Source organism: Shinella oryzae (assembly GCF_023038235.1).
GTDB classification, from domain to species: domain Bacteria; phylum Pseudomonadota; class Alphaproteobacteria; order Rhizobiales; family Rhizobiaceae; genus Shinella; species Shinella sumterensis.
This window is the reverse complement of record NZ_CP081987.1, coordinates 2279743-2298013: the sequence shown is the minus strand read 5'-3', so window position 1 is coordinate 2298013 and position 18271 is coordinate 2279743. Positions and strand designations below refer to the sequence as shown.

The following is an 18271-nucleotide window of genomic DNA, read 5'->3' as shown; positions in this document are numbered from 1 at the left end:
GTCTCCGTTCATGGATAGAAAAACCCCGGCGGATTGTTCGTCGCGCCGGGGTCTGGGTCAAGTCAGGCGAGCGGCTTCAGCCGGGCCTCGATTTGCGCGCGGCGCGGTTCGAGGAAGGGCGGCAGCGAGAGGCTTTCGCCCAGCGTTTCGAGCGGTTCGTCCACGGCAAAGCCGGGGCCGTCCGTCGCGATCTCGAACAGGATGCCGTTCGGCTCGCGGAAGTAGAGCGAGCGAAAGTAGAAGCGCTCGACCTCGCCGCTGGAAGGCAGGCGGAAGCCGCGCAGCCGCTCCGTCCAGGCATGCAGCGCTTCGACATCAGGCGCGCGGAACGCGACGTGATGCACGGCACCCGCGCCCTGGTGGGCTGCCGGCAGGTTCGGTTCGACAGCCACGTGCAGTTCGGCTGCCGGGCCGCCGTCACCCATCGAGAAGACATGAACATCGCCCTCGCCATCCGGGTTGGGATAGGTCGAGGTTTCCCGCATGTTCATCACCTGCACGAGCACCGCCTGCGTGTTGCGGATATCCGGCACGCTGAGCGTGATCGGCCCAAGACCCTTGATCTGGTGTTCTGCCGGGACCGGGCTCCTGTCCCAGGGATTGGATGGCGCGCCGGCGTCGTCGACGGTCAGGCGGAAGCGCTGGCCTTCGCCATCCTCGAAGTCGAGCGAGGCGCGGCCCGCGACGTCGCGGATGTCGCCGGCCTTGACCTTGTGTTCGGCAAGGCGTGCCTTCCACCATTCGAGCGACGTCAGGCTGGCGACGCGCAGGCCCGTGCGAGAAACGCTATGCGTGCCGCGCCGCTCATGGCCGACCGGCCAGTCGAAGAAGGTGAGGTCGGAGCCCGGCGAGGCAAGGCCGTCGGCGTAGAATAGGTGGTAGGCGCTGGTATCGTCCTGGTTGACCGTCTTCTTGACGAGGCGCAAGCCCAGAACCTTCGTATAGAAGCGCAGGTTCTCGCGCGCATTCGCGGTGATGGCAGTCAGGTGATGGATGCCTGTCAGTTGCATGGTCATGTTTGAACTCCTCTCCGGAACTCCGGCACATCGGGTGGCCTCGGGGCGAGGCCTGTCGTTGGTCCGAATATCGTTTGTCGCCGCTTCTCCCGAAAGCCCGGGCGGGACGAACGGATTGTTCACTTTTATTGAACGGCCGTTTTTGCCGTATCATCGGTTAAGGGGAAATCCGGTCGTTGCGTTCCCGTGCAAGGGCATGTTTTTGGTGCGACGCAGATCGTTTCGTCAAATTTTATCGTTTCATAAACCAGCACATGCTTACGTTGATCGTTGCGAAATGAATTTCGTCTCTCCGGGCCGCTTGTGGCGGCATGTCCGACCCTTCCCACCGATCGCCGATGCGCCCAATTCAGGAGACGATGTATGCTGCCCAAAACTGCGACCGCCAGAAACATGCTCGCCATCGTGGCGGCGGGTGTCGCCACGACGGTGGCCACCGCAGGTGTCCTGGTCTGGCTTTCCTATCGGGCGGTTGAGGAACGGTCGATTTCCGAAATGGTCAATGCCGCCGAGGCCAGCGCCGGCAAGGTCGAGACCTATTTCGCGCAGGTGAAGGCGTTGAGCTGGAACATGCGCTCTACCCTCTATGCGATGAAGGCGACGGGCGCGCCGAGCCGCGAGACGATGAACCTGGTCTTCGAACGGCTGATGGCCGACAATGCCTTCGCCGTCGGCGTCAGCACCGGCTGGGAGCCGAATGCCTTCGACGGCAAGGACGATGCCTACAAGGGCAAGCCCGGCCATGACGCCACGGGCCGCTACGTTCCCTATTTCGCGCGCAGCGAAGGCAAGGTCGGCCTCGAAGCGCTGATCGATTACGACAAGCCCGGTCCGGGGGATTATTACCAGGTGCCGAAGGCCACGGGTAAGGACTTCCTGACCGAGCCCTACAGCTATGCCGTCGGCGGCAAGAACGTGCTGATGACGTCCTTCATGGTGCCGCTGCTGTTCGACGGCAAGTTCCTCGGCGAGACCGGCGTGGATATCGCGCTGGATGCGTTGGCCGGCGATGTCATGCAGCTGAAGCCGCTGGGGGCGGGTTACGTTGCCCTGCTCAGCCAGAACGGCGGCATCGTCAGCCATCCGGATACTGCTCTCCTCGGCAAGTCGCTGGCCGATTCGGGGCTCGACACCGCCGCATGGCAGGACCTGATCGCCAATCCGAGGGCGGTGAAGGAGATCGCGGATCCTGCCGGCGTCGCGCTCGAGGCGGTGGCCGTACCTATCCCGCTGACGCCCGATACGACATGGTTTGCCGTGGTCGTCGTTCCGAAGTCGGTGCTCTTCGCAAGCGTGTCGTCGCTTGCCACCACGTCCATCGTCGTGATCGCCATCGCGGCGGGCTTCATGGCGGCGATCGGCTGGGCTCTCGCCGCGCGCTTCCGCAAGCGCCTCGCCAAGGTGATCAACGCGACGAGCGCGATCGCCGCGGGTCGCGTGGACGCGGACCTTTCCGAATCGACGCGTCAGGACGAAATCGGTGAAATGGCGCGCTCGCTTGCCGTGCTGCGCGATGCGGCTCTCGCCAAGGTTCGCCTGGAAGGGGAGGCGGAACAGAGCCGCGCCCTTTCCGAAGAGGAGCGCCGTCAGCGCGCCGAAGAGGCCGCCGAGCGCGAACGCCAGACCCGCGTGGCCGTCGAGGCCCTAGCCGATGGCCTGCAGAAGCTGGCGGACGGTGACATGACCTATCGGATCGAGAAGAGCTTTTTCGGTTCGCTCGATCAGGTCCGCCACGATTTCAACGCTTCCGTCGAAAAGCTCCAGGTCGTGCTGCGGTCAGTGGGCGGCAACGCCAATGCGATCCAGGCCGGATCCGCGGAAATCCGCACGGCCTCCAACGATCTTGCCCAACGCACCGAACAGCAGGCGGCCTCCGTCGAGGAAACCGCGGCGGCACTCGAGCAGATCACCACGTCGCTCAAAGATGCGACGAAGCGTGCGGAAGATGCCGGCCAGCTGGTCGAGCGCACCCGCATCGGTGCGGAAAAGTCCGGCGACGTGGTTCGCCGGGCGGTGGGCGCGATGAGCGGCATCGAGACCTCGTCGCGGGAGATCTCCAACATCATCGGCGTGATCGACGAGATCGCCTTCCAGACCAACCTGCTGGCGCTCAATGCCGGTGTCGAGGCCGCGCGTGCCGGGGAGGCCGGCAAGGGCTTTGCGGTCGTCGCGCAGGAAGTCCGCGAGCTCGCCCAGCGCTCGGCCAATGCGGCCAAGGAGATCAAGGCGCTGATCACCAAGTCCGGCGAGCAGGTCAATCTCGGGGTGGCGCTCGTCGGCGAGACGGGCTCGGCGCTGGCGCAGATCGTCAACCAGGTGCAGGAGATCGACGAGAACGTTGCGGCCATCGTGCGTTCGGCACGCGAGCAGTCGACGGGCCTTCACGAGATCAACGCCGCCGTCAACTCCATCGACCAGGGGACGCAGAAGAACGCGGCCATGGTCGAGGAACAGACCGCCGCAAGCCACGCGCTGGCAAGCGAGGCCGCCGCACTCAACGAACTCGTCGCGCAGTTCCGTCTGGGCACGGGCGGCGGCATTGCGGCGCGCCCGACGATCGCATCGGCGGGCGAACACCGCCCCGTCGCATCCGGCGCCCGTGCGCTCGGCAACAAGCTCGTCGCGGCGATGGGTGGCGGGCAGGCCGCCGCGCAGGATTGGGAAGAATTCTGAGATTTGCCGTCAGGCGTCAGGAGGGCGGCCACGGAAGAGCCGCCTTTCGCAACTGCATCGAAAAGCGTGCTTAAGTTTTGTGCGCTGCATGAATTTTGGTCTGTTTTGGTGCGAAGGCACTAGTGGCACTATTTTAGAGTCTCATCTATAACATTGAATAATTTATATTTTATGGGTTATAATGAAGCTGGCACGCTTCCTGCTTCCTTTATTTCAGGTCCAGAGGGGACCGAGATAGAAGCGTCCGAAAAACGGTGCTCCGATCAAGCCGCCGCGCAGCCTGAAGGAACCAGCAAGGTTCCGGGATTGCCGGCGGCTTTATTGTTTCAAGCCATGGCGGCGTGGCCCTTCAGGGACCAGTATGAAACGCCCGTTTCCCAAATTTCCGGCCCGTGCGTTTCGCCGTTGGAGTTTCCTCAAGACTGCGTCAAAATTCATCAACATGGAACGCGACGTCCAGTTGTGTCGTCGCTTGCCAGATTGTTCTTCTCGATATAATGAGGACCCATATTAAGTGGGTGTTCCGCAGTTGGAGATGACGATGACCCGATCCGGCAGGATGATGTTGACTGTGCTGGCGCTGTCCTTGGTCTGCCTGCCTGCCCGTGCGGATGGCCTGGCGCGTCCGGTCCATGTTGCGCCTATTCATTTCGAGGAGCGGGAGCAGACGGTCTCCATCACGGGAGAAGTCACCGCGCGGGTGGAAAGCGATCTCTCCTTCCGCGTCGGCGGACGTATCACGGGCTGGTTCGTGGATGTCGGCGATGCCGTCCGCGCCGGCCAGGTCCTTGCGCGGATCGATCCCGAGGAACAGAAGGCGGATGTCGAGGCGGCCGAAGCCGGTGTGCAGGCGGCGGAAGCGCAGCTCAAGCTCGCCCGCGCCAATTTCGACCGCCAGAAATCGTTGCTCGATGACGGCATCAGCACACAGCGCGATTTCGACGATGCCGAGGCAGCGCTGCGCACCGCCGAGGGCGCGCGCGAAACGGCCATTGCCCAGCGTGATACGGCGAAGGATGTGCTCTCCTATACGGAGCTTCGCGCGCCGGCCGATGGCATCGTGACGGCACGTCTGGCCGAAGCGGGCCAGGTGGTGCAGGCGGCGCAGACCATGTTTTCCGTCGCCGATAACGGGCCGCGCGATGCGGTGTTCAACGTCTACGAATCCCTGTTCTTCGAACAGCCGTCCAAGCATTCCGTGCACGTGACGCTGCTCAGCGACGACAAGGTGCAGACCACGGGCAATGTCCGGGAGGTCTCGCCGACCATCGATACGCAGACCGGCACGGTGCGCGTGAAGGTCGCGATGGACCGTACGCCGCCGGAGATGACGCTGGGCGCGTCTGTCCTCGGTGTGGGCACGCTTGCGCCGCGCCGCGTCGTCGTCGTGCCATGGCAGGCACTCGCTGAATCCGGCGGCAAGCCGGCCCTCTGGATCGTCGACAAGGCGGACAACACCGTAAACCTGCGCCCCGTCGAAATCTTCTCCTTCGAAACGGGCTCGGCACTGGTTTCCGGCGGCGTCGAGGAAGGCGAGACCTACGTCACCGACGGGACAAAGCTGCTGCGGCCCGGCCAGACGATCACCGTGACCGAGGAGAAAGCCCAATGAAACGGTTCCTTGTCCTGAGCGCGGCTCTCATCGCCGCGACGGCGCTTGCCGGCTGCAAGAAAGAAGAAGAGGCCGCCGCGCCGCCGCGGCCCGTGCTGTATTCCGTGGTCAAGCCGGTCGCGCTACCGGGCACCCGCTTCGCCGGCACGGTGCAGGCGAAGGTGCAGTCCGCACTCGGTTCGCGTGTCGCCGGGCGTCTGGTTTCGCGCAGCGTCCACGTCGGCGATCTCGTGGCGAAGGGCGACGAACTCGCCGTGCTCGACGCGACGGCCTATGAACTGGCGGTTCGCTCCGCACGGGCCGAGCTGTCCAGCGCCGAGGCGACGCTTGCGAGCGCGGTGGCGGCCGATGAACGGCAACGGACGCTGCTTCAGTCCAACGCTGCCGCAAGGGCGGCCGTTGAGAGCGCCGAGCAATCGCGCGCTGCGGCGGAAGCCGGTCTGACCCGGGCGCGGACGGCGCTCAAGAAGGCCGAGGAGCAGCTTTCCTATACGAGGATCCAGGCCGAGTTCGACGGCGTCGTCGTCGCCACGGGGGCGGAAGTCGGGCAGACCGTGTCCCCGGGTGAGGCGATCGTGACCATTGCCCGCCCGGATGAGCGCGATGCGGTGGTGGATATCCCCGAGACCGCGGTCGCGATCGCGGTTGGCAGCCGGTTCCGTGTCTCGCTCCAGATCAATCCCGCCATCACCGTCATGGGTGCCGTGCGCGAGGTCGCGCCGTCCGCCGACGCGGTCACCCGCACGCGGCGTGTGAAAATCGCCCTGGAAAGTCCGCCGGACACGGTGCGGCTCGGCACGACCATTACGGCCGAACTGGAGGGGCCGGACCTCACGGCGATCATGGTGCCGGAGACGGCCATCCTCGTGAAGGACGGCAAGCCGCATGTCTGGATCGTCGATGCGCAGAAGGGCGAGGTGCACCTCGCCGCCGTCGAGACGGGGGCTGCCGCCGGTCGGTACCTCTCCGTCTCAAGCGGGCTCAAAGAGGGCGACCGCGTGGTCACCGCCGGGGTGAACAGCCTGGAGGACGGCCAGAAAGTGAAGATCGAAGACGAGGCAAGCCTATGAAGAAGTTCAACCTTTCGGACTGGGCGCTCGATCATGCGTCGCTTGTCTGGTATTTCATGATCGTCTTCGCGCTGCTCGGCTTCTTCACCTACCAGAATCTTGGACGGGAGGAGGATCCGTCCTTCGTCATCAAGACCATGACGGTCAGCGCCGCCTGGCCCGGCGCCTCCGTCGAGGAAACGACACGGCAGGTGACGGAGCGCATCGAGCGCAAGCTGGAGGAGCTGGAATCGCTCGATTTCACACGCAGCGTGACGACGCCCGGCCAGACGCTGGTCTTCGTCAACCTGAAGCCGACGACGCGCGCCCGCGACGTGGCGCCGACGTGGCAGACCGTCCGCAACATGATCAACGACATCAGGGGGGAATTTCCCTCCGGTGTGGTCGGTCCCGCCTTCAATGACCGCTTCGGCGATGTTTTCGGCAATATCTATGCCTTCACCGCTGACGGCCTGACCCAGCGCCAGCTGCGCGATTATGTCGAGGATGCCCGCAGGCGCGTGCTGACGGTGCCGAATATCGGCAAGGTGGATCTCATCGGCGCGCAGGACGAGGTCATCTATCTCGAATTCTCCACGCGCCAGCTTGCCGCGCTTGGCATTTCCACCCAGCAGGTCGTCTCGACGCTGCAGGCGCAGAACGCAATCGCACCATCTGGCGTCGTGCAGGGCGGTGGGGAACGTGTCAGCGTGCGCGTCGGCGGGCAGTTCAGCTCGGAGGAAAGCCTGCGCGAGGTCAATCTGCGCGTCAACAACCGCTTCTTCCGGCTGAGTGACATTGCCACCATCACGCGGGGTTACGAAGACCCGCCGTCCGCACTGTTCCGGTTCAACGGCCAGCCGGCGATCGGTCTGGCGATCGGTATGAAGCAGGGCTCGAACCTGCTGGAATTCGGCGCGGCGGTGGAGAAAAAAATCGAGACGCTGTCTGAGGAGCTGCCCGTCGGCGTCGATGTGCATCTCGTCTCCGACCAGCCGAAGGTCGTCGAGGAAGCGGTGTCGGGCTTCACGCGTGCGCTGTTCGAGGCGGTGGCCATCGTGCTCATCGTCAGTTTCGTGAGCCTCGGCCTGCGGGCGGGCCTCGTCGTGGCGCTCTCGATACCGCTGACGCTCGGCATCACCTTCGTCTTCATGTATTATGATGGTATATCACTCCAGCGCGTGTCACTGGGCGCACTCATCATCGCGCTCGGGCTTCTCGTCGACGATGCCATGATCGCCGTGGAGATGATGGTGGCGCGGCTGGAGGCGGGGGATACGCTGCGCAAGGCGGCGACCTACGTCTATACATCCACCGCCTTCCCGATGCTGACGGGCACGCTGGTGACCGTGGCGGGTTTCATCCCGATCGGCCTCAACAACAGTGCTGCCGGCGAATTCACCTTCTCGCTGTTCGTCGTCATCGCGATTTCGCTTGTCGTGTCATGGGTCGTAGCGGTCGTGTTCACACCACTGCTCGGCGTGACGATCCTGCCCAAGAGCATGAAGCAGCACCACGAGCAGAAGGGCTGGTTCGGGCGCATCTTCGCCCGTATCCTCGATGTCTGCATGCGCTGGAAATGGACGACGATCGTCGCGACCATCGCTGTCTTCGCCGTCTCGGTCTTCGGCATGGGCTTCGTGCAGCAACAGTTCTTCCCGTCGTCCGACCGCCCGGAACTCGTCATCGACTGGGCGCTGCCGCAGAACGCCTCGATTGCCGAAACGAATGCACAGATCGCCAAGCTCGAAGAGGAAAAGCTTAAGGGCAATCCCGATATCGAGCGCTGGTCTTCCTATGTGGGCGAGGGCGCGGTGCGCTTCCTCCTGTCCTTCGACGTGCAGCCCCCGTCGCCGGCCTTCGGCCAGACGGTCATCGTCACCAAGGACCTCGAAGCGCGCGACAGGGTCAAGGCGGATCTCGATGCCTATCTGCGCACGACCTTTGTTGGCACGGATGCGCTCGTGAAGCTGCTCGACATCGGCCCGCCGGTCGGCCGTCCGGTCCAGTACCGTGTCAGCGGTCCCGACATCCAGGAAGTGCGCAAGCAGGCGCTGGCTTTCGGTGAGATTCTGGGCCGCAACGACCGGCTGGGCGATATCGTCTACGACTGGAACGAGCCCGCCCGCGTCGTGAAGGTCGATGTTCTCCAGGACAAGGCCCGCCAGCTCGGCGTGACCTCGCAGGATATCGCCTCGGCGCTCAACGGCGTCGTCGGCGGCACCACGGTCACGCAGATTCGCGACGATACCTACCTGATCGACGTCATCGGCCGGGCGAAGGCCGGCGAGCGCCAGTCCATCGAGACGCTGCGCCAGTTGCAGCTGCCGACGGCCAACGGAACCTCCGTGCCGCTCGCCGCCGTCGCCAACTTCCGCTACGAGATGGAGCAGCCGGTGGTGTGGCGCCGCTCGCGCCAGCCCACCATCACGGTCAAGGCCAGCGTGACCGGCGGCGTGCAGCCTGCCACCATCGTCTCGCAGATGGAAAAGCAGGTCGATGCCTTCCGCGCCGAGCTGCCCTCCGGTTATGACATCACCGTCGGCGGTGCCGTCGAGGAAAGCGCCAACAGCCAGGCGCCCATCGTCGCCGTCGTGCCGCTGATGCTGTTTGCCATGGCGACGATCCTGATGCTGCAGTTGCAGAGCTTCTCACGGCTGTTCCTGGTCTTCGCGGTCGCGCCGCTGGCGCTTATCGGCGTGGTCATCGCGCTGCTCGGCAGCGGAGCGCCTCTCGGCTTCGTCGCCATTCTCGGCGTGCTGGCGCTGATCGGCATCCTCATCCGCAACTCGGTGATCCTCGTGGTGCAGATCGAGCATCTGCGGCTGGAGGGCAAACATGCCTGGGACGCGGTGCGGGAGGCGACGGAACACCGCATGCGTCCGATCATGCTGACGGCGGCGGCCGCCAGCCTCGCGCTCATTCCGATCTCGCGGGAAGTGTTCTGGGGGCCGATGGCTTACGCCATGATGGGCGGCATCATCGTCGGTACGGTGCTGACGCTGCTCTTCCTGCCGGCGCTTTATATCGCCTGGTTCCGCATCAAGCCGGAAGACAAGGACGAGGCGACGCCGGGACCGGAGCCAGAACCCGCTACCGCCGCCTGACGCAACCTGCAAATGACCTCGCCGAAAGCGAGGTCATTTCGTTTCGGGTGACGGGGCTCTGTTCCAGTCGGCGCGCGCAGCGATGAAGTCCGGATTGGCGAAGTCGGTGTCGTGCTTCTGGTTGCGTTTGCCATAGACAAGCGGCTCGCCATCCAGCGTGCGCGTGCCGCCGCCGGCCGCGCGCAGCACGGCGTCGCCCGCCGCCGTATCCCATTCCATGGTGCGGCTGAAGCGCGGATAGACGTCTGCCACGCCTTCCGCCACCAGGCAGAACTTCAGCGAGGAGCCGATGGCCGTGCAGGCGTCGATGCCGTGATCGTCGAGAAAGCGGGCGGTCTGCGGCGTGTCATGCGATCGGCTGGCGACGGCGGTGATGGCCGCACCATGCTTGCGACAGCCGATGGCCTGTCGTTCGGCGATTGTCTGGCCGTCCGTAACCGTGAAGCGTTCCGCCCGGTTATCCACCGCCACGAAGCCGGAGGAGAGCGCAGGCGCGAAGACGATGCCGGCAATCGGCACGCCGTTTTCGATGAGAGCGATGTTGACCGTGAATTCGCTGCGGCCCGCCACGAATTCCTTGGTTCCGTCGAGCGGATCGACAAGGAAGAACCGGCCGCCAGAAATGTCCGGCACGATTCCCGCGGCGACGGCCTCCTCGGCGACGACGGGTATTGCGGGAAAATGCCGGCGGAGCGCCGCGAGGATCACCTGCTCGGCCTCTTCGTCCGCTTCCGTCACGGGGGAACTGTCGGGCTTGTGCCGGATATGGGCGCCCGCATCGTGAACGACCATGATGGCGTGGCCGGCGGCGAGCGCCGCGGTCTCCAGCACCTGTTTCAGTTCTGCAAGATCCGTGTGCATGATGGAATGGCTTAATCCCGGTACGCTCCGAAAGCAAATGCCAAGACATCGCCGACTGCGGGTGTGGAAAGATCGGCGCTGCGGGCAGGGTGCGGCGATCTCCTGTCTTGCCGTTTGCGCGCCATGTGCGAAGGTGGCGCATCTCATATGGGACATCGCATGCGCTACTCCGCCCTTTCGATCTTCAAGCAAGCCTTCGCCGGCAATCTCGGCTGGAAACCCGCCTGGCGGGAGCCGGATCCGAAGCCGCATTATGACGTGATCATCGTGGGCGGCGGCGGCCACGGCCTTGCGACGGCCTATTATCTCGCCAAGGAATTCGGCCTGCGCAACGTCGCCGTCATCGAGAAGGGCTATCTCGGTTCCGGAAATGTCGGGCGTAACACTACCATTGTTCGCTCCAACTACATGCTTCCCGGCAACGAGCCGTTCTACGAGTTCTCGCTGAAACTGTGGGAAGGGCTGGAGCAGGACCTCAACTACAATGTCATGTTCTCGCAGCGCGGCATCATCAACCTCTATCACAATGACGGCCAGCGCGATCAGTATATCCGCCGTGGCAACGCCATGATGATGGAGGGCGTGGCGGCCGAGCTTCTCGACCGCGACACGCTGAAGAAGATGCTGCCCTTCCTCAACTTCGATCATGCGCGCTTTCCCATCATGGGCGGCCTCCTTCAGCGTCGCGCCGGCACGGCGCGGCATGACGCGGTTGCCTGGGGCTTTGCGCGCGGTGCCGACCGGCATGGCGTCGATCTCATCCAGAACTGCGAGGTCACGGGGATCCGTCGGGAAAACGGCGTGGTCACGGGCGTCGAGACGACGAAGGGCTTCATCGGCTGCAACAAGCTGGCGCTGGCGGTGGCCGGCAATTCGTCGCGCGTCGCCGAAATGGCGGAGCTGACGCTGCCGCTGGAAAGCCATGTGCTGCAGGCCTTCGTGACGGAGGGGCTGAAGCCCTGCATCGACCATGTCATCACCTATGGCGCGGGACATTTCTACATCTCGCAGTCCGACAAGGGCGGGCTGGTCTTCGGCGCGGAAATCGACGGTTACTCCTCCTATGCGCAGCGCGGCAATCTCGCGACGGCCGAGCATGTGATGGAGGAGGGGGTGACGATGATCCCTGGCCTTTCGCGCGTGCGGGTGCTGCGCTCCTGGGGCGGCGTCATGGACATGTCGATGGACGGCTCGCCGATCATAGACCGTACGTCGATCGACAATCTCTATCTCAACTGCGGCTGGTGCTACGGCGGCTTCAAGGCGACGCCGGCCTCGGGCTTCTGCTTCGCGCACCTGATCGCCAAGGGCGAGAGCCACCATGTGGCGCGCGCGTTGCGGCTCGATCGCTTCGAGCGCGGCTTCCCCATCGATGAGGCGGGTGCCGGCACCCAGCCCAACCTGCATTGAGCGCGCCATGGCCAGCCTGATTTCCTGCCCGCACTGCGGCACGCGCCCCAAGGAAGAATTCGCGATCCGAGGCGACGCCACGCCTGTCCGCCCATCGTCCATGGCATCCGACGAGGCATGGCACGACTATGTGCATTTGCGCACCAACCCGCGCGGCCGCGTGCGGGAACACTGGCAGCACGTCGCTGGATGCCGGCGCTGGCTGGTGGTGGAGCGCGACAATCTCAGCCATGCCGTCTTTTCCGTGACCGACGCCGCGACGGAGGTCGACCGATGACCGCGTATCGCCTTCCGGCCGGCGGCCTGATCGACCGCAGCCACACGCTCGCCTTCTCCTTCGACGGCAAGAGCCTGTCCGGCCATGCCGGCGATACGCTCGCCTCGGCGCTTCTGGCCAACGACCGGCTGCTCGTCGGCCGCAGCTTCAAGTATCACCGCCCGCGCGGTATCGTGACGGCCGGTCCCTCCGAGCCGAATGCGCTGGTCACGGTCGGCAGCGGCGTGCGGCGGGATCCCAACACGAAGGCGACGGTTGCCGAGCTCTATGACGGCCTCGTCGCCACCAGCCAGAACCGCTGGCCGAGCCTCGCCTTCGATATCGGCGCCGTCAACGGCCTGATGGCGCGCTTCCTGTCGGCCGGCTTCTACTACAAGACCTTCATGTGGCCGGCGGCCTTCTGGGAAAAGGTCTACGAGCCGCTTATCCGGCGCGCCGCCGGGCTTGGCCGCACCGATCTTTCACCCGATCCCGATTCCTACGAGAAGAGCTGGGCGCATTGCGATCTGCTGGTGGTCGGCTCCGGGCCCGCCGGTCTTGCGGCCGCCCTGGTCGCGGCGCGATCCGGCCTGCGCGTCATTCTCGCCGAGCAGGATTTCGCCCTCGGCGGCACGCTGCTCTCCGAAACGACGCGGCTCGACGGCGAGGCGCCCTATATCTTCGCCCGCCGCGTGCTGGACGAATTGCAGAACAGCTCGAATGTGACCTTGCTGCCGCGCACGACGGTTTTCGGCTGGTACGACGACAATGTGTTCGGTGCCCTCGAACGGGTGCAGAAACACGGTGCTACGGTTGATGCGGGCAAGCCCGTCGAACGCCTGTGGCGCATCGTGGCGAAGCACGCAATCCTGGCCTCGGGCGCAGAGGAACGGCCTCTGGTCTTCGGCGGCAATGACCGGCCGGGCGTGATGACTGCCAGTGCTGCCGCCACTTATGCCAACCGCTTCGGCGTGGCCGCCGGCAAGGCCGTCACGATCTTCACCAACGGTGCCTCGGGCTATCGCACCGCGCGCGACCTCGCCGCGCAAGGTATCGGGATCGCCGCCCTCATCGACAGCCGGACGGATGCCGCCGAAGCGGCGCCGGCCGGCGTTCGTCTCATCCGCGGCGGGTCCATCATCGACACGAGAGGCGGTACGCGCCTTCGCGGCATCGTCGCGGACCGCGGCGGTTTCGAGGACCTGATCGCCTGCGATGCCGTCGCGATGTCCGGTGGCTGGAGCCCGGTCATCCATCTTGCCTGCCAGCGCGGCGGCAGGCCCGTCTGGTCGGATGCCTTGCAGGCCTTTCTGGCGTCCGATGTCGGTGCCGGTCTCGTGCCCGCCGGTGCGGCGGCGGGACAGTACCGCCTGTCGGCCTGTTTCGAGGACGGTGCGCGCAAGGCGGCTGATATCGTTGAAGCGCGCGGACGGCAGGCTGCCGGCTTCAAGGGGCCAGCGGTCGGCGAGGAACCCGATCCCTCGTTCACGGCGCTCTGGCATGTGCCGGGCGCGAAGTCGAAGGCCTTCGTGGATTTCCAGAACGACGTGCATCTCGGCGATCTCGGGCTTGCCGTGCGCGAGGGCTTCGGCCATGTCGAACATGCCAAGCGCTACACGACGGGCGGCATGGCGACGGACCAGGGCAAGCTCGGCAATATCAACGCCATCGGCATTCTCGCCGCCATGCGCGGCGTTAGCCCGGCGGAGGTCGGTACGACGACGTTCCGCCCGTTTTATACGCCGGTCTCCTTCGGGGCGCTCGCCGGCACGTCGGTGGGCGAGCACGCCATGCCCGTTCGCCGCTCGCCGCTGCACGGCTGGGCGGCGCGCAACGGTGCTGCCTTCATCGAGGCCGGCCTCTGGTATCGTTCGTCGTGGTTTCCCAAAGGCGAGGAGAAGACGTGGCGGGAGAGCGTCGACCGTGAGGTGCGTACCGTTCGCGAGAATGCCGGCCTCTGCGATGTCTCGACGCTCGGCAAGATCGAGGTGTTCGGGCCGGATGCGGCCGAATTCCTCAACCGGCTCTATTGCAATCCGCTCCTGAAGTTGCCCGTCGGAAAGGCCCGCTATGGGCTGATGCTGCGTGAGGACGGCATGGTTTTCGATGACGGCACGGTGAGCAGGCTGGGCGAGGCGCATTTTCTCATCACGACCACGACCGCCATGGCGGGGGGCGTGCTCTCGCATATGGAGTTCGCGGCGCAGGTGCTGTGGCCGCAGCTGCGCGTGCGTTTCCTCTCCGTCTCCGACCAATGGGCGCAGATGTCGATTGCCGGGCCGAAGGCGCGCGTCATCCTTCAGTCCATCGTGGAGGACGACATCTCCCATGCGGCTTTCCCGTTCCTGGCCGCCCGCGAGGTCCGTCTCAAGGGCAATCTCAAGGGGCGGCTCTTCCGCATCTCCTTTTCCGGCGAACTCGCCTATGAGCTTGCGGTGCCGGCCGGCTATGGCGAGGCGGTGGCCGACGCGCTGATGCGCGCAGGCCTGCCGCACGGCATGTGCGCCTATGGGTTGGAAGCGCTCAACGTGCTGCGTATCGAGAAGGGCCATGTCACGCACGCCGAACTCGACGGCCGTGTGACGCCCGACGATGCCGGGCTCGGCCACATGATGGGGACGGGAAAGGCGGATTTCATCGGCAAGCGGCTCTCCAATCGCTTCGGCCTGACGGCGGCGGACCGGGCGCAGCTCGTCGGCCTCAAGGCGCTGGAGGCGGACCAGGAGATGCGGGCCGGTGCGCATCTCCTGAAGGACGGCGCCAAGCCCTCGACGATCAACGACCAGGGCTGGGTGAGTTCCGCCTGTTTCTCGCCGACGCTCGGCATGCCCATCGCGCTTGCCTTCCTCAAGTCCGGCCGCGAGCGCTACGGCGAGAAGATCGTGGTGTGGGACCGGCTGCGCGGTGTCGAGACCATGGCGGAGGTCTGCCATCCGGTCTTTGTCGACCCTGACAACAGCAAGCTCACGGCATAGGGGGCAGGCATGGCTTACGACTATCACGCGGTTCATGCTCTGGACGGGACGATCGGGGCGATCGCCGAGCGGCGGGCCAACCATCTGGCCGTCCACCGTGCGACGGCAATGGCCATGGTGCTGGCCTCGCCGGGCCGGGTGCCCGAGGCGGCTGGCATTCTGGTCGCGAACGGCGACTTCGAGGTCCGGTTTTCCGGCCCCGGCGAGTGGTTGGTCCTGTCGGAGGTCCATGCGCCTGAAACGCTTGCTGCCGAACTCGGCGTGCGGCTCGGCGATGCGGCTTTCGTCGTCGACCAGAGCCACGGCCGGGTCGCACTTTCCCTGTCCGGGCCGGATGCTGCGCGCATCCTGGCCAATGGCGTCGCGGTCGATCTTCACGCCGACAGCTTCCCCGTCGGCCGGGCCGCGAACGTCCTGTGCCATCACATTTCGGTAAACCTGGCCCGCACCGGTGCGCAAAGCTTCGATCTTGTCGTCATGCGCAGTTTTGCCGAGGCGCTGGTGGATGACATCAAGGTCATGGCGCGCAGCCACGATCTGTCGGTCGATTTCGCGACGCGCTGACAGGCTTGCGCGCCGCCCGCCGACATCGGAAATCGATAAAGCGACATGAGGTTTCGCAACCCGGTCTTGCCGGGCCGGCGAGGGACAAAATAGGCTGCCTTCACGCACTGCCTCTCGTTCCTTGAACCGTCACAAGCCGGAGATTTTCATGAAGAGCCATGCCAGGGTCGTGGTTATCGGGGGCGGCGTCGTCGGCTGCTCCGTCCTCTATCATCTCACCAAGTTCGGCTGGACCGATGTCGTGCTCGTGGAACGGTCCGAACTGACCTCCGGCTCGACCTGGCACGCCGCCGGCGGCATGCACACGATCAACGGCGATCCGAACGTCGCCAAGCTCCAGAAGTACACGGTCGAGCTCTACAAGGAGATCGAGGATTATTCCGGCCAGGATATCGGCCTGCACATGACGTCGGGCATGATGCTTGCGGCGACGAAGGAACGCTTCGACTGGATGAAGTCGATCCTCGCCAAGGGGCGCTATATGGGGCTGGAGGCGGAACTGCTGACGCCCAAGGAGGCGCACGACCTCATGCCGCTCATCGATCCCGACCAGTTCGTCGGTGCGGTGTTCGATCCGGTGGAAGGCCATCTCGACCCCTACGGCACCACCCATGCCTATGCGAAATCGGCCAAGAAGAACGGTGCGGAAATCTACCTGCACACCAAGGTCGAGGATCTCGTGCAGCGCGAGGACGGCAGCTGGCGCGTCATCACCAACAAGGGCGAGATCATCGCCGAACACGTGGTCAATTGCGGCGGCCTCTGGGCGCGCGAGGTGGGCCGCATGGTCGGGCTCGAGCTGCCGGTTCTGGCCATGGAGCACATGTATCTCATCACCGAGGACATGCCCGAGGTCATCGAATTCAACCAGACGCGCGGCAAGGAGCTGATGCATTGCGTGGATTTCGACGGGGAAATCTATCTCCGCCAGGAACGCAACGGCATGCTGATGGGCACCTATGAAAAGGCCTGCCGCCCGTGGTCGCCGCTGACCACGCCGTGGGATTTCGGTCACGAGCTGCTGGAAGAGGATATCGAGCGCATCACGCCGGAGCTGGAAGTGGGCTTCCGCCATTTCCCGGCCTTCAACAAGGCGGGCATCAGGAAGATCATCAATGGCCCCTTTACCTTCTCGCCCGACGGCAATCCGCTCGTCGGGCCGGTGCGCGGCATGACGAATTTCTGGTCGGCCTGCGCCGTCATGGCCGGCTTCAGCCAGGGCGGCGGTGTCGGGCTGGCGCTTGCCAACTGGATGATCCACGGCGATCCCGGCTTCGACGTCTTCGCCATGGACGTGGCGCGCTACGGCGATTTCGCCACACTCGGCTATACCAATGCCAAGGTGCGCGAAAACTATTCGCGCCGGTTCTCCATCCGCTATCCGAACGAGGAGTTGCCGGCTGGGCGTCCGCTTCTGACGACGCCGATTTATGACAGGCTGAAGGCCGCCGGTGCCGTCTTCGGCGCGTCCTACGGCCTGGAGCAGCCGCTGTGGTTTGCGCCCGCAGGTGTCGAGGACCATTTCTCCTGGCGGCGGTCGACGGATTTCGAGACGGTCGGTGCGGAGGCCAGGGCCGTGCGCGAGAGCGTCGGCCTGATGGAAACGTCGGGTTTTGCCAAATATGCCGTGAAGGGCAGGGGGGCGGAAGCCTTCCTCGACCGGCTGCTTGCCTGCCGCATGCCCGCGACCGGCCGCATGACGCTCGCCCCCATGTTGAAGGCGGACGGCAAGCTGATCAGCGATTTCACGCTGGCCAAGCTCGGCGAGGGCGATTTCCTGCTCATCGGCTCCGGCATCGCCGAGGACTATCACATGCGCTGGTTCGAAGCGCATCTGCCGAAGGACGGGTCCGTCACGCTCGAGGCCCTCAATCTCGGCCTGGTCGGCCTCGCGATCGCCGGCCCGAATGCCCGCGAGGTCTTGCGCAAGCTGACGCATCAGGACCTGTCGACGGCGGCCTTCCCGTTCATGGCGGTGCGGCGCATGGATCTGGGCATGGCGCCCGCCATCGTCGGCCGCGTCAGCTATACCGGCGATCTCGGCTACGAGATCTGGATGAAGCCGCAATACCAGCGCTACCTCTATGACCTGATCCTCGAAGCCGGTGAGGAATTCGGCATTCGCCTGTTCGGGCTGCGCGCGCTTAACGCGCTGCGGCTCGAAAAATCCTATGGCAGCTGGTCGCGGGAATATCGCCCGCTCTACGGTCCGCTGGAAGCGCGGCTGGATCGCTTCGTCGCGCTGGACAAGGCGACGGACTTCATCGGCAGGGCCGCCGCCAGATCAGAGCGCGAGAACGGCGGCACGTTGCGGCTGTGTACCTTTATCCTCGAGGCGAAGGATGCCGATGTCATCGGCGACGAACCGATCTATCTCGACGGCGTCGTGCGCGGCTGGGTGACATCGGGTGGATACGCACATGCGGCCGGCGTGTCGGTCGCGGTGGGATATGTGCCGAAGGACATCGCCGACGTGACCGAAGGCTGGTCGGTCGAGCTCCTCGGGGAGATGCTGCCCGCCCGCCTGCAGCGGGAGCCGCTCTTCGACCCTACGGGGGCGATGCGGAAATGAGACCTGCCGCGGCGTCGCGACGGTGTTTCGTCATGAACCACCCGTCACGCCGCCGCGGTGCTTCATTTTGCACCGGCGGGCTGATTTTCCTGCCGCTTTTTTGGATATCGTGGCGTTAATAACGTCATTTTCCGCTTTCGCCCAAAGAAATTGTCGATCCGATTTTTTTTGGCTTC

General features: G+C 64.9%; 11 protein-coding genes. 9 read left to right on the top strand and 2 right to left on the bottom strand.

Translation table 11 applies throughout. The annotated features are described in order from the left end of the window. Window positions 1-62: 62 nt before the first annotated feature. Entirely contained in the window at window positions 63-1016 is a 954-nt protein-coding gene (locus K6301_RS11255) for a ring-cleaving dioxygenase (RefSeq protein ID WP_160871619.1), read from the bottom strand. A 363-nt stretch (window positions 1017-1379) separates the two neighbouring features. Between K6301_RS11255 and K6301_RS11250 the strand changes: the two genes are divergently transcribed. From K6301_RS11250 to K6301_RS11235, 4 genes are all read left to right on the top strand, one after another. Continuing rightward, a complete protein-coding gene (locus K6301_RS11250; protein ID WP_247216971.1) occupies window positions 1380-3689 on the top strand; it encodes a methyl-accepting chemotaxis protein in 2310 nt (769 codons plus the stop codon). A 541-nt stretch (window positions 3690-4230) separates the two neighbouring features. After that, complete coding sequence (locus K6301_RS11245; RefSeq protein ID WP_247216969.1) at window positions 4231-5301, top strand: efflux RND transporter periplasmic adaptor subunit; 1071 nt, start codon at window positions 4231-4233, stop codon at window positions 5299-5301. Next, entirely contained in the window at window positions 5298-6371 is a 1074-nt protein-coding gene (locus tag K6301_RS11240; RefSeq protein WP_247216968.1) for an efflux RND transporter periplasmic adaptor subunit, read from the top strand. Before K6301_RS11245 ends, K6301_RS11240 begins: the two co-directional genes overlap by 4 nt. Further along, complete coding sequence (locus tag K6301_RS11235; RefSeq protein WP_247216966.1) at window positions 6368-9457, top strand: efflux RND transporter permease subunit; 3090 nt, start codon at window positions 6368-6370, stop codon at window positions 9455-9457. Before K6301_RS11240 ends, K6301_RS11235 begins: the two co-directional genes overlap by 4 nt. A 33-nt stretch (window positions 9458-9490) precedes the next feature. Here the strand turns inward: K6301_RS11235 and cysQ are convergent, their stop codons facing one another. Then, window positions 9491-10318, bottom strand: a complete 828-nt coding sequence (gene cysQ, locus K6301_RS11230; protein ID WP_425475334.1) for a 3'(2'),5'-bisphosphate nucleotidase CysQ — start codon at window positions 10316-10318, stop codon at window positions 9491-9493. Window positions 10319-10477: 159 nt separating this feature from the next. On the opposite strand from cysQ, the gene K6301_RS11225 reads away from it, so the two are divergent. From K6301_RS11225 to K6301_RS11205, 5 genes are all read left to right on the top strand, one after another. Further along, the gene (locus tag K6301_RS11225) at window positions 10478-11728 is read left to right on the top strand and encodes a sarcosine oxidase subunit beta family protein (protein WP_247216964.1); all 1251 of its coding nucleotides are present in this window, start codon (window positions 10478-10480) and stop codon (window positions 11726-11728) included. A gap of 7 nt (window positions 11729-11735) precedes the next feature. Then, window positions 11736-12005, top strand: a complete 270-nt coding sequence (locus tag K6301_RS11220; RefSeq protein ID WP_247216961.1) for a sarcosine oxidase subunit delta — start codon at window positions 11736-11738, stop codon at window positions 12003-12005. Then, window positions 12002-14959 (top strand): sarcosine oxidase subunit alpha family protein, encoded by a 2958-nt coding sequence (locus tag K6301_RS11215; RefSeq protein ID WP_247216959.1) that lies wholly within the window; start codon window positions 12002-12004, stop codon window positions 14957-14959. Before K6301_RS11220 ends, K6301_RS11215 begins: the two co-directional genes overlap by 4 nt. A gap of 9 nt (window positions 14960-14968) precedes the next feature. Continuing rightward, the gene (locus K6301_RS11210; RefSeq protein WP_247216957.1) at window positions 14969-15523 is read left to right on the top strand and encodes a sarcosine oxidase subunit gamma; all 555 of its coding nucleotides are present in this window, start codon (window positions 14969-14971) and stop codon (window positions 15521-15523) included. A 148-nt stretch (window positions 15524-15671) separates the two neighbouring features. Then, complete coding sequence (locus K6301_RS11205) at window positions 15672-18095, top strand: GcvT family protein (protein ID WP_247216955.1); 2424 nt, start codon at window positions 15672-15674, stop codon at window positions 18093-18095. Window positions 18096-18271 lie beyond the last annotated feature (176 nt).

What these genes read in the sequence shown, in the direction of transcription:
- K6301_RS11255 (WP_160871619.1), bottom strand. Translation starts at nt 1,016, where the DNA reads ATGACCATGCAACTGACAGGCATCCATCACCTGACTGCCATCACCGCG.
- K6301_RS11250 (WP_247216971.1), top strand. Translation starts at nt 1,380, where the DNA reads ATGCTGCCCAAAACTGCGACCGCCAGAAACATGCTCGCCATCGTGGCG.
- K6301_RS11245 (WP_247216969.1), top strand. Translation starts at nt 4,231, where the DNA reads ATGACCCGATCCGGCAGGATGATGTTGACTGTGCTGGCGCTGTCCTTG.
- K6301_RS11240 (WP_247216968.1), top strand. Translation starts at nt 5,298, where the DNA reads ATGAAACGGTTCCTTGTCCTGAGCGCGGCTCTCATCGCCGCGACGGCG.
- K6301_RS11235 (WP_247216966.1), top strand. Translation starts at nt 6,368, where the DNA reads ATGAAGAAGTTCAACCTTTCGGACTGGGCGCTCGATCATGCGTCGCTT.
- cysQ (WP_425475334.1), bottom strand. Translation starts at nt 10,318, where the DNA reads ATGCACACGGATCTTGCAGAACTGAAACAGGTGCTGGAGACCGCGGCG.
- K6301_RS11225 (WP_247216964.1), top strand. Translation starts at nt 10,478, where the DNA reads ATGCGCTACTCCGCCCTTTCGATCTTCAAGCAAGCCTTCGCCGGCAAT.
- K6301_RS11220 (WP_247216961.1), top strand. Translation starts at nt 11,736, where the DNA reads ATGGCCAGCCTGATTTCCTGCCCGCACTGCGGCACGCGCCCCAAGGAA.
- K6301_RS11215 (WP_247216959.1), top strand. Translation starts at nt 12,002, where the DNA reads ATGACCGCGTATCGCCTTCCGGCCGGCGGCCTGATCGACCGCAGCCAC.
- K6301_RS11210 (WP_247216957.1), top strand. Translation starts at nt 14,969, where the DNA reads ATGGCTTACGACTATCACGCGGTTCATGCTCTGGACGGGACGATCGGG.
- K6301_RS11205 (WP_247216955.1), top strand. Translation starts at nt 15,672, where the DNA reads ATGAAGAGCCATGCCAGGGTCGTGGTTATCGGGGGCGGCGTCGTCGGC.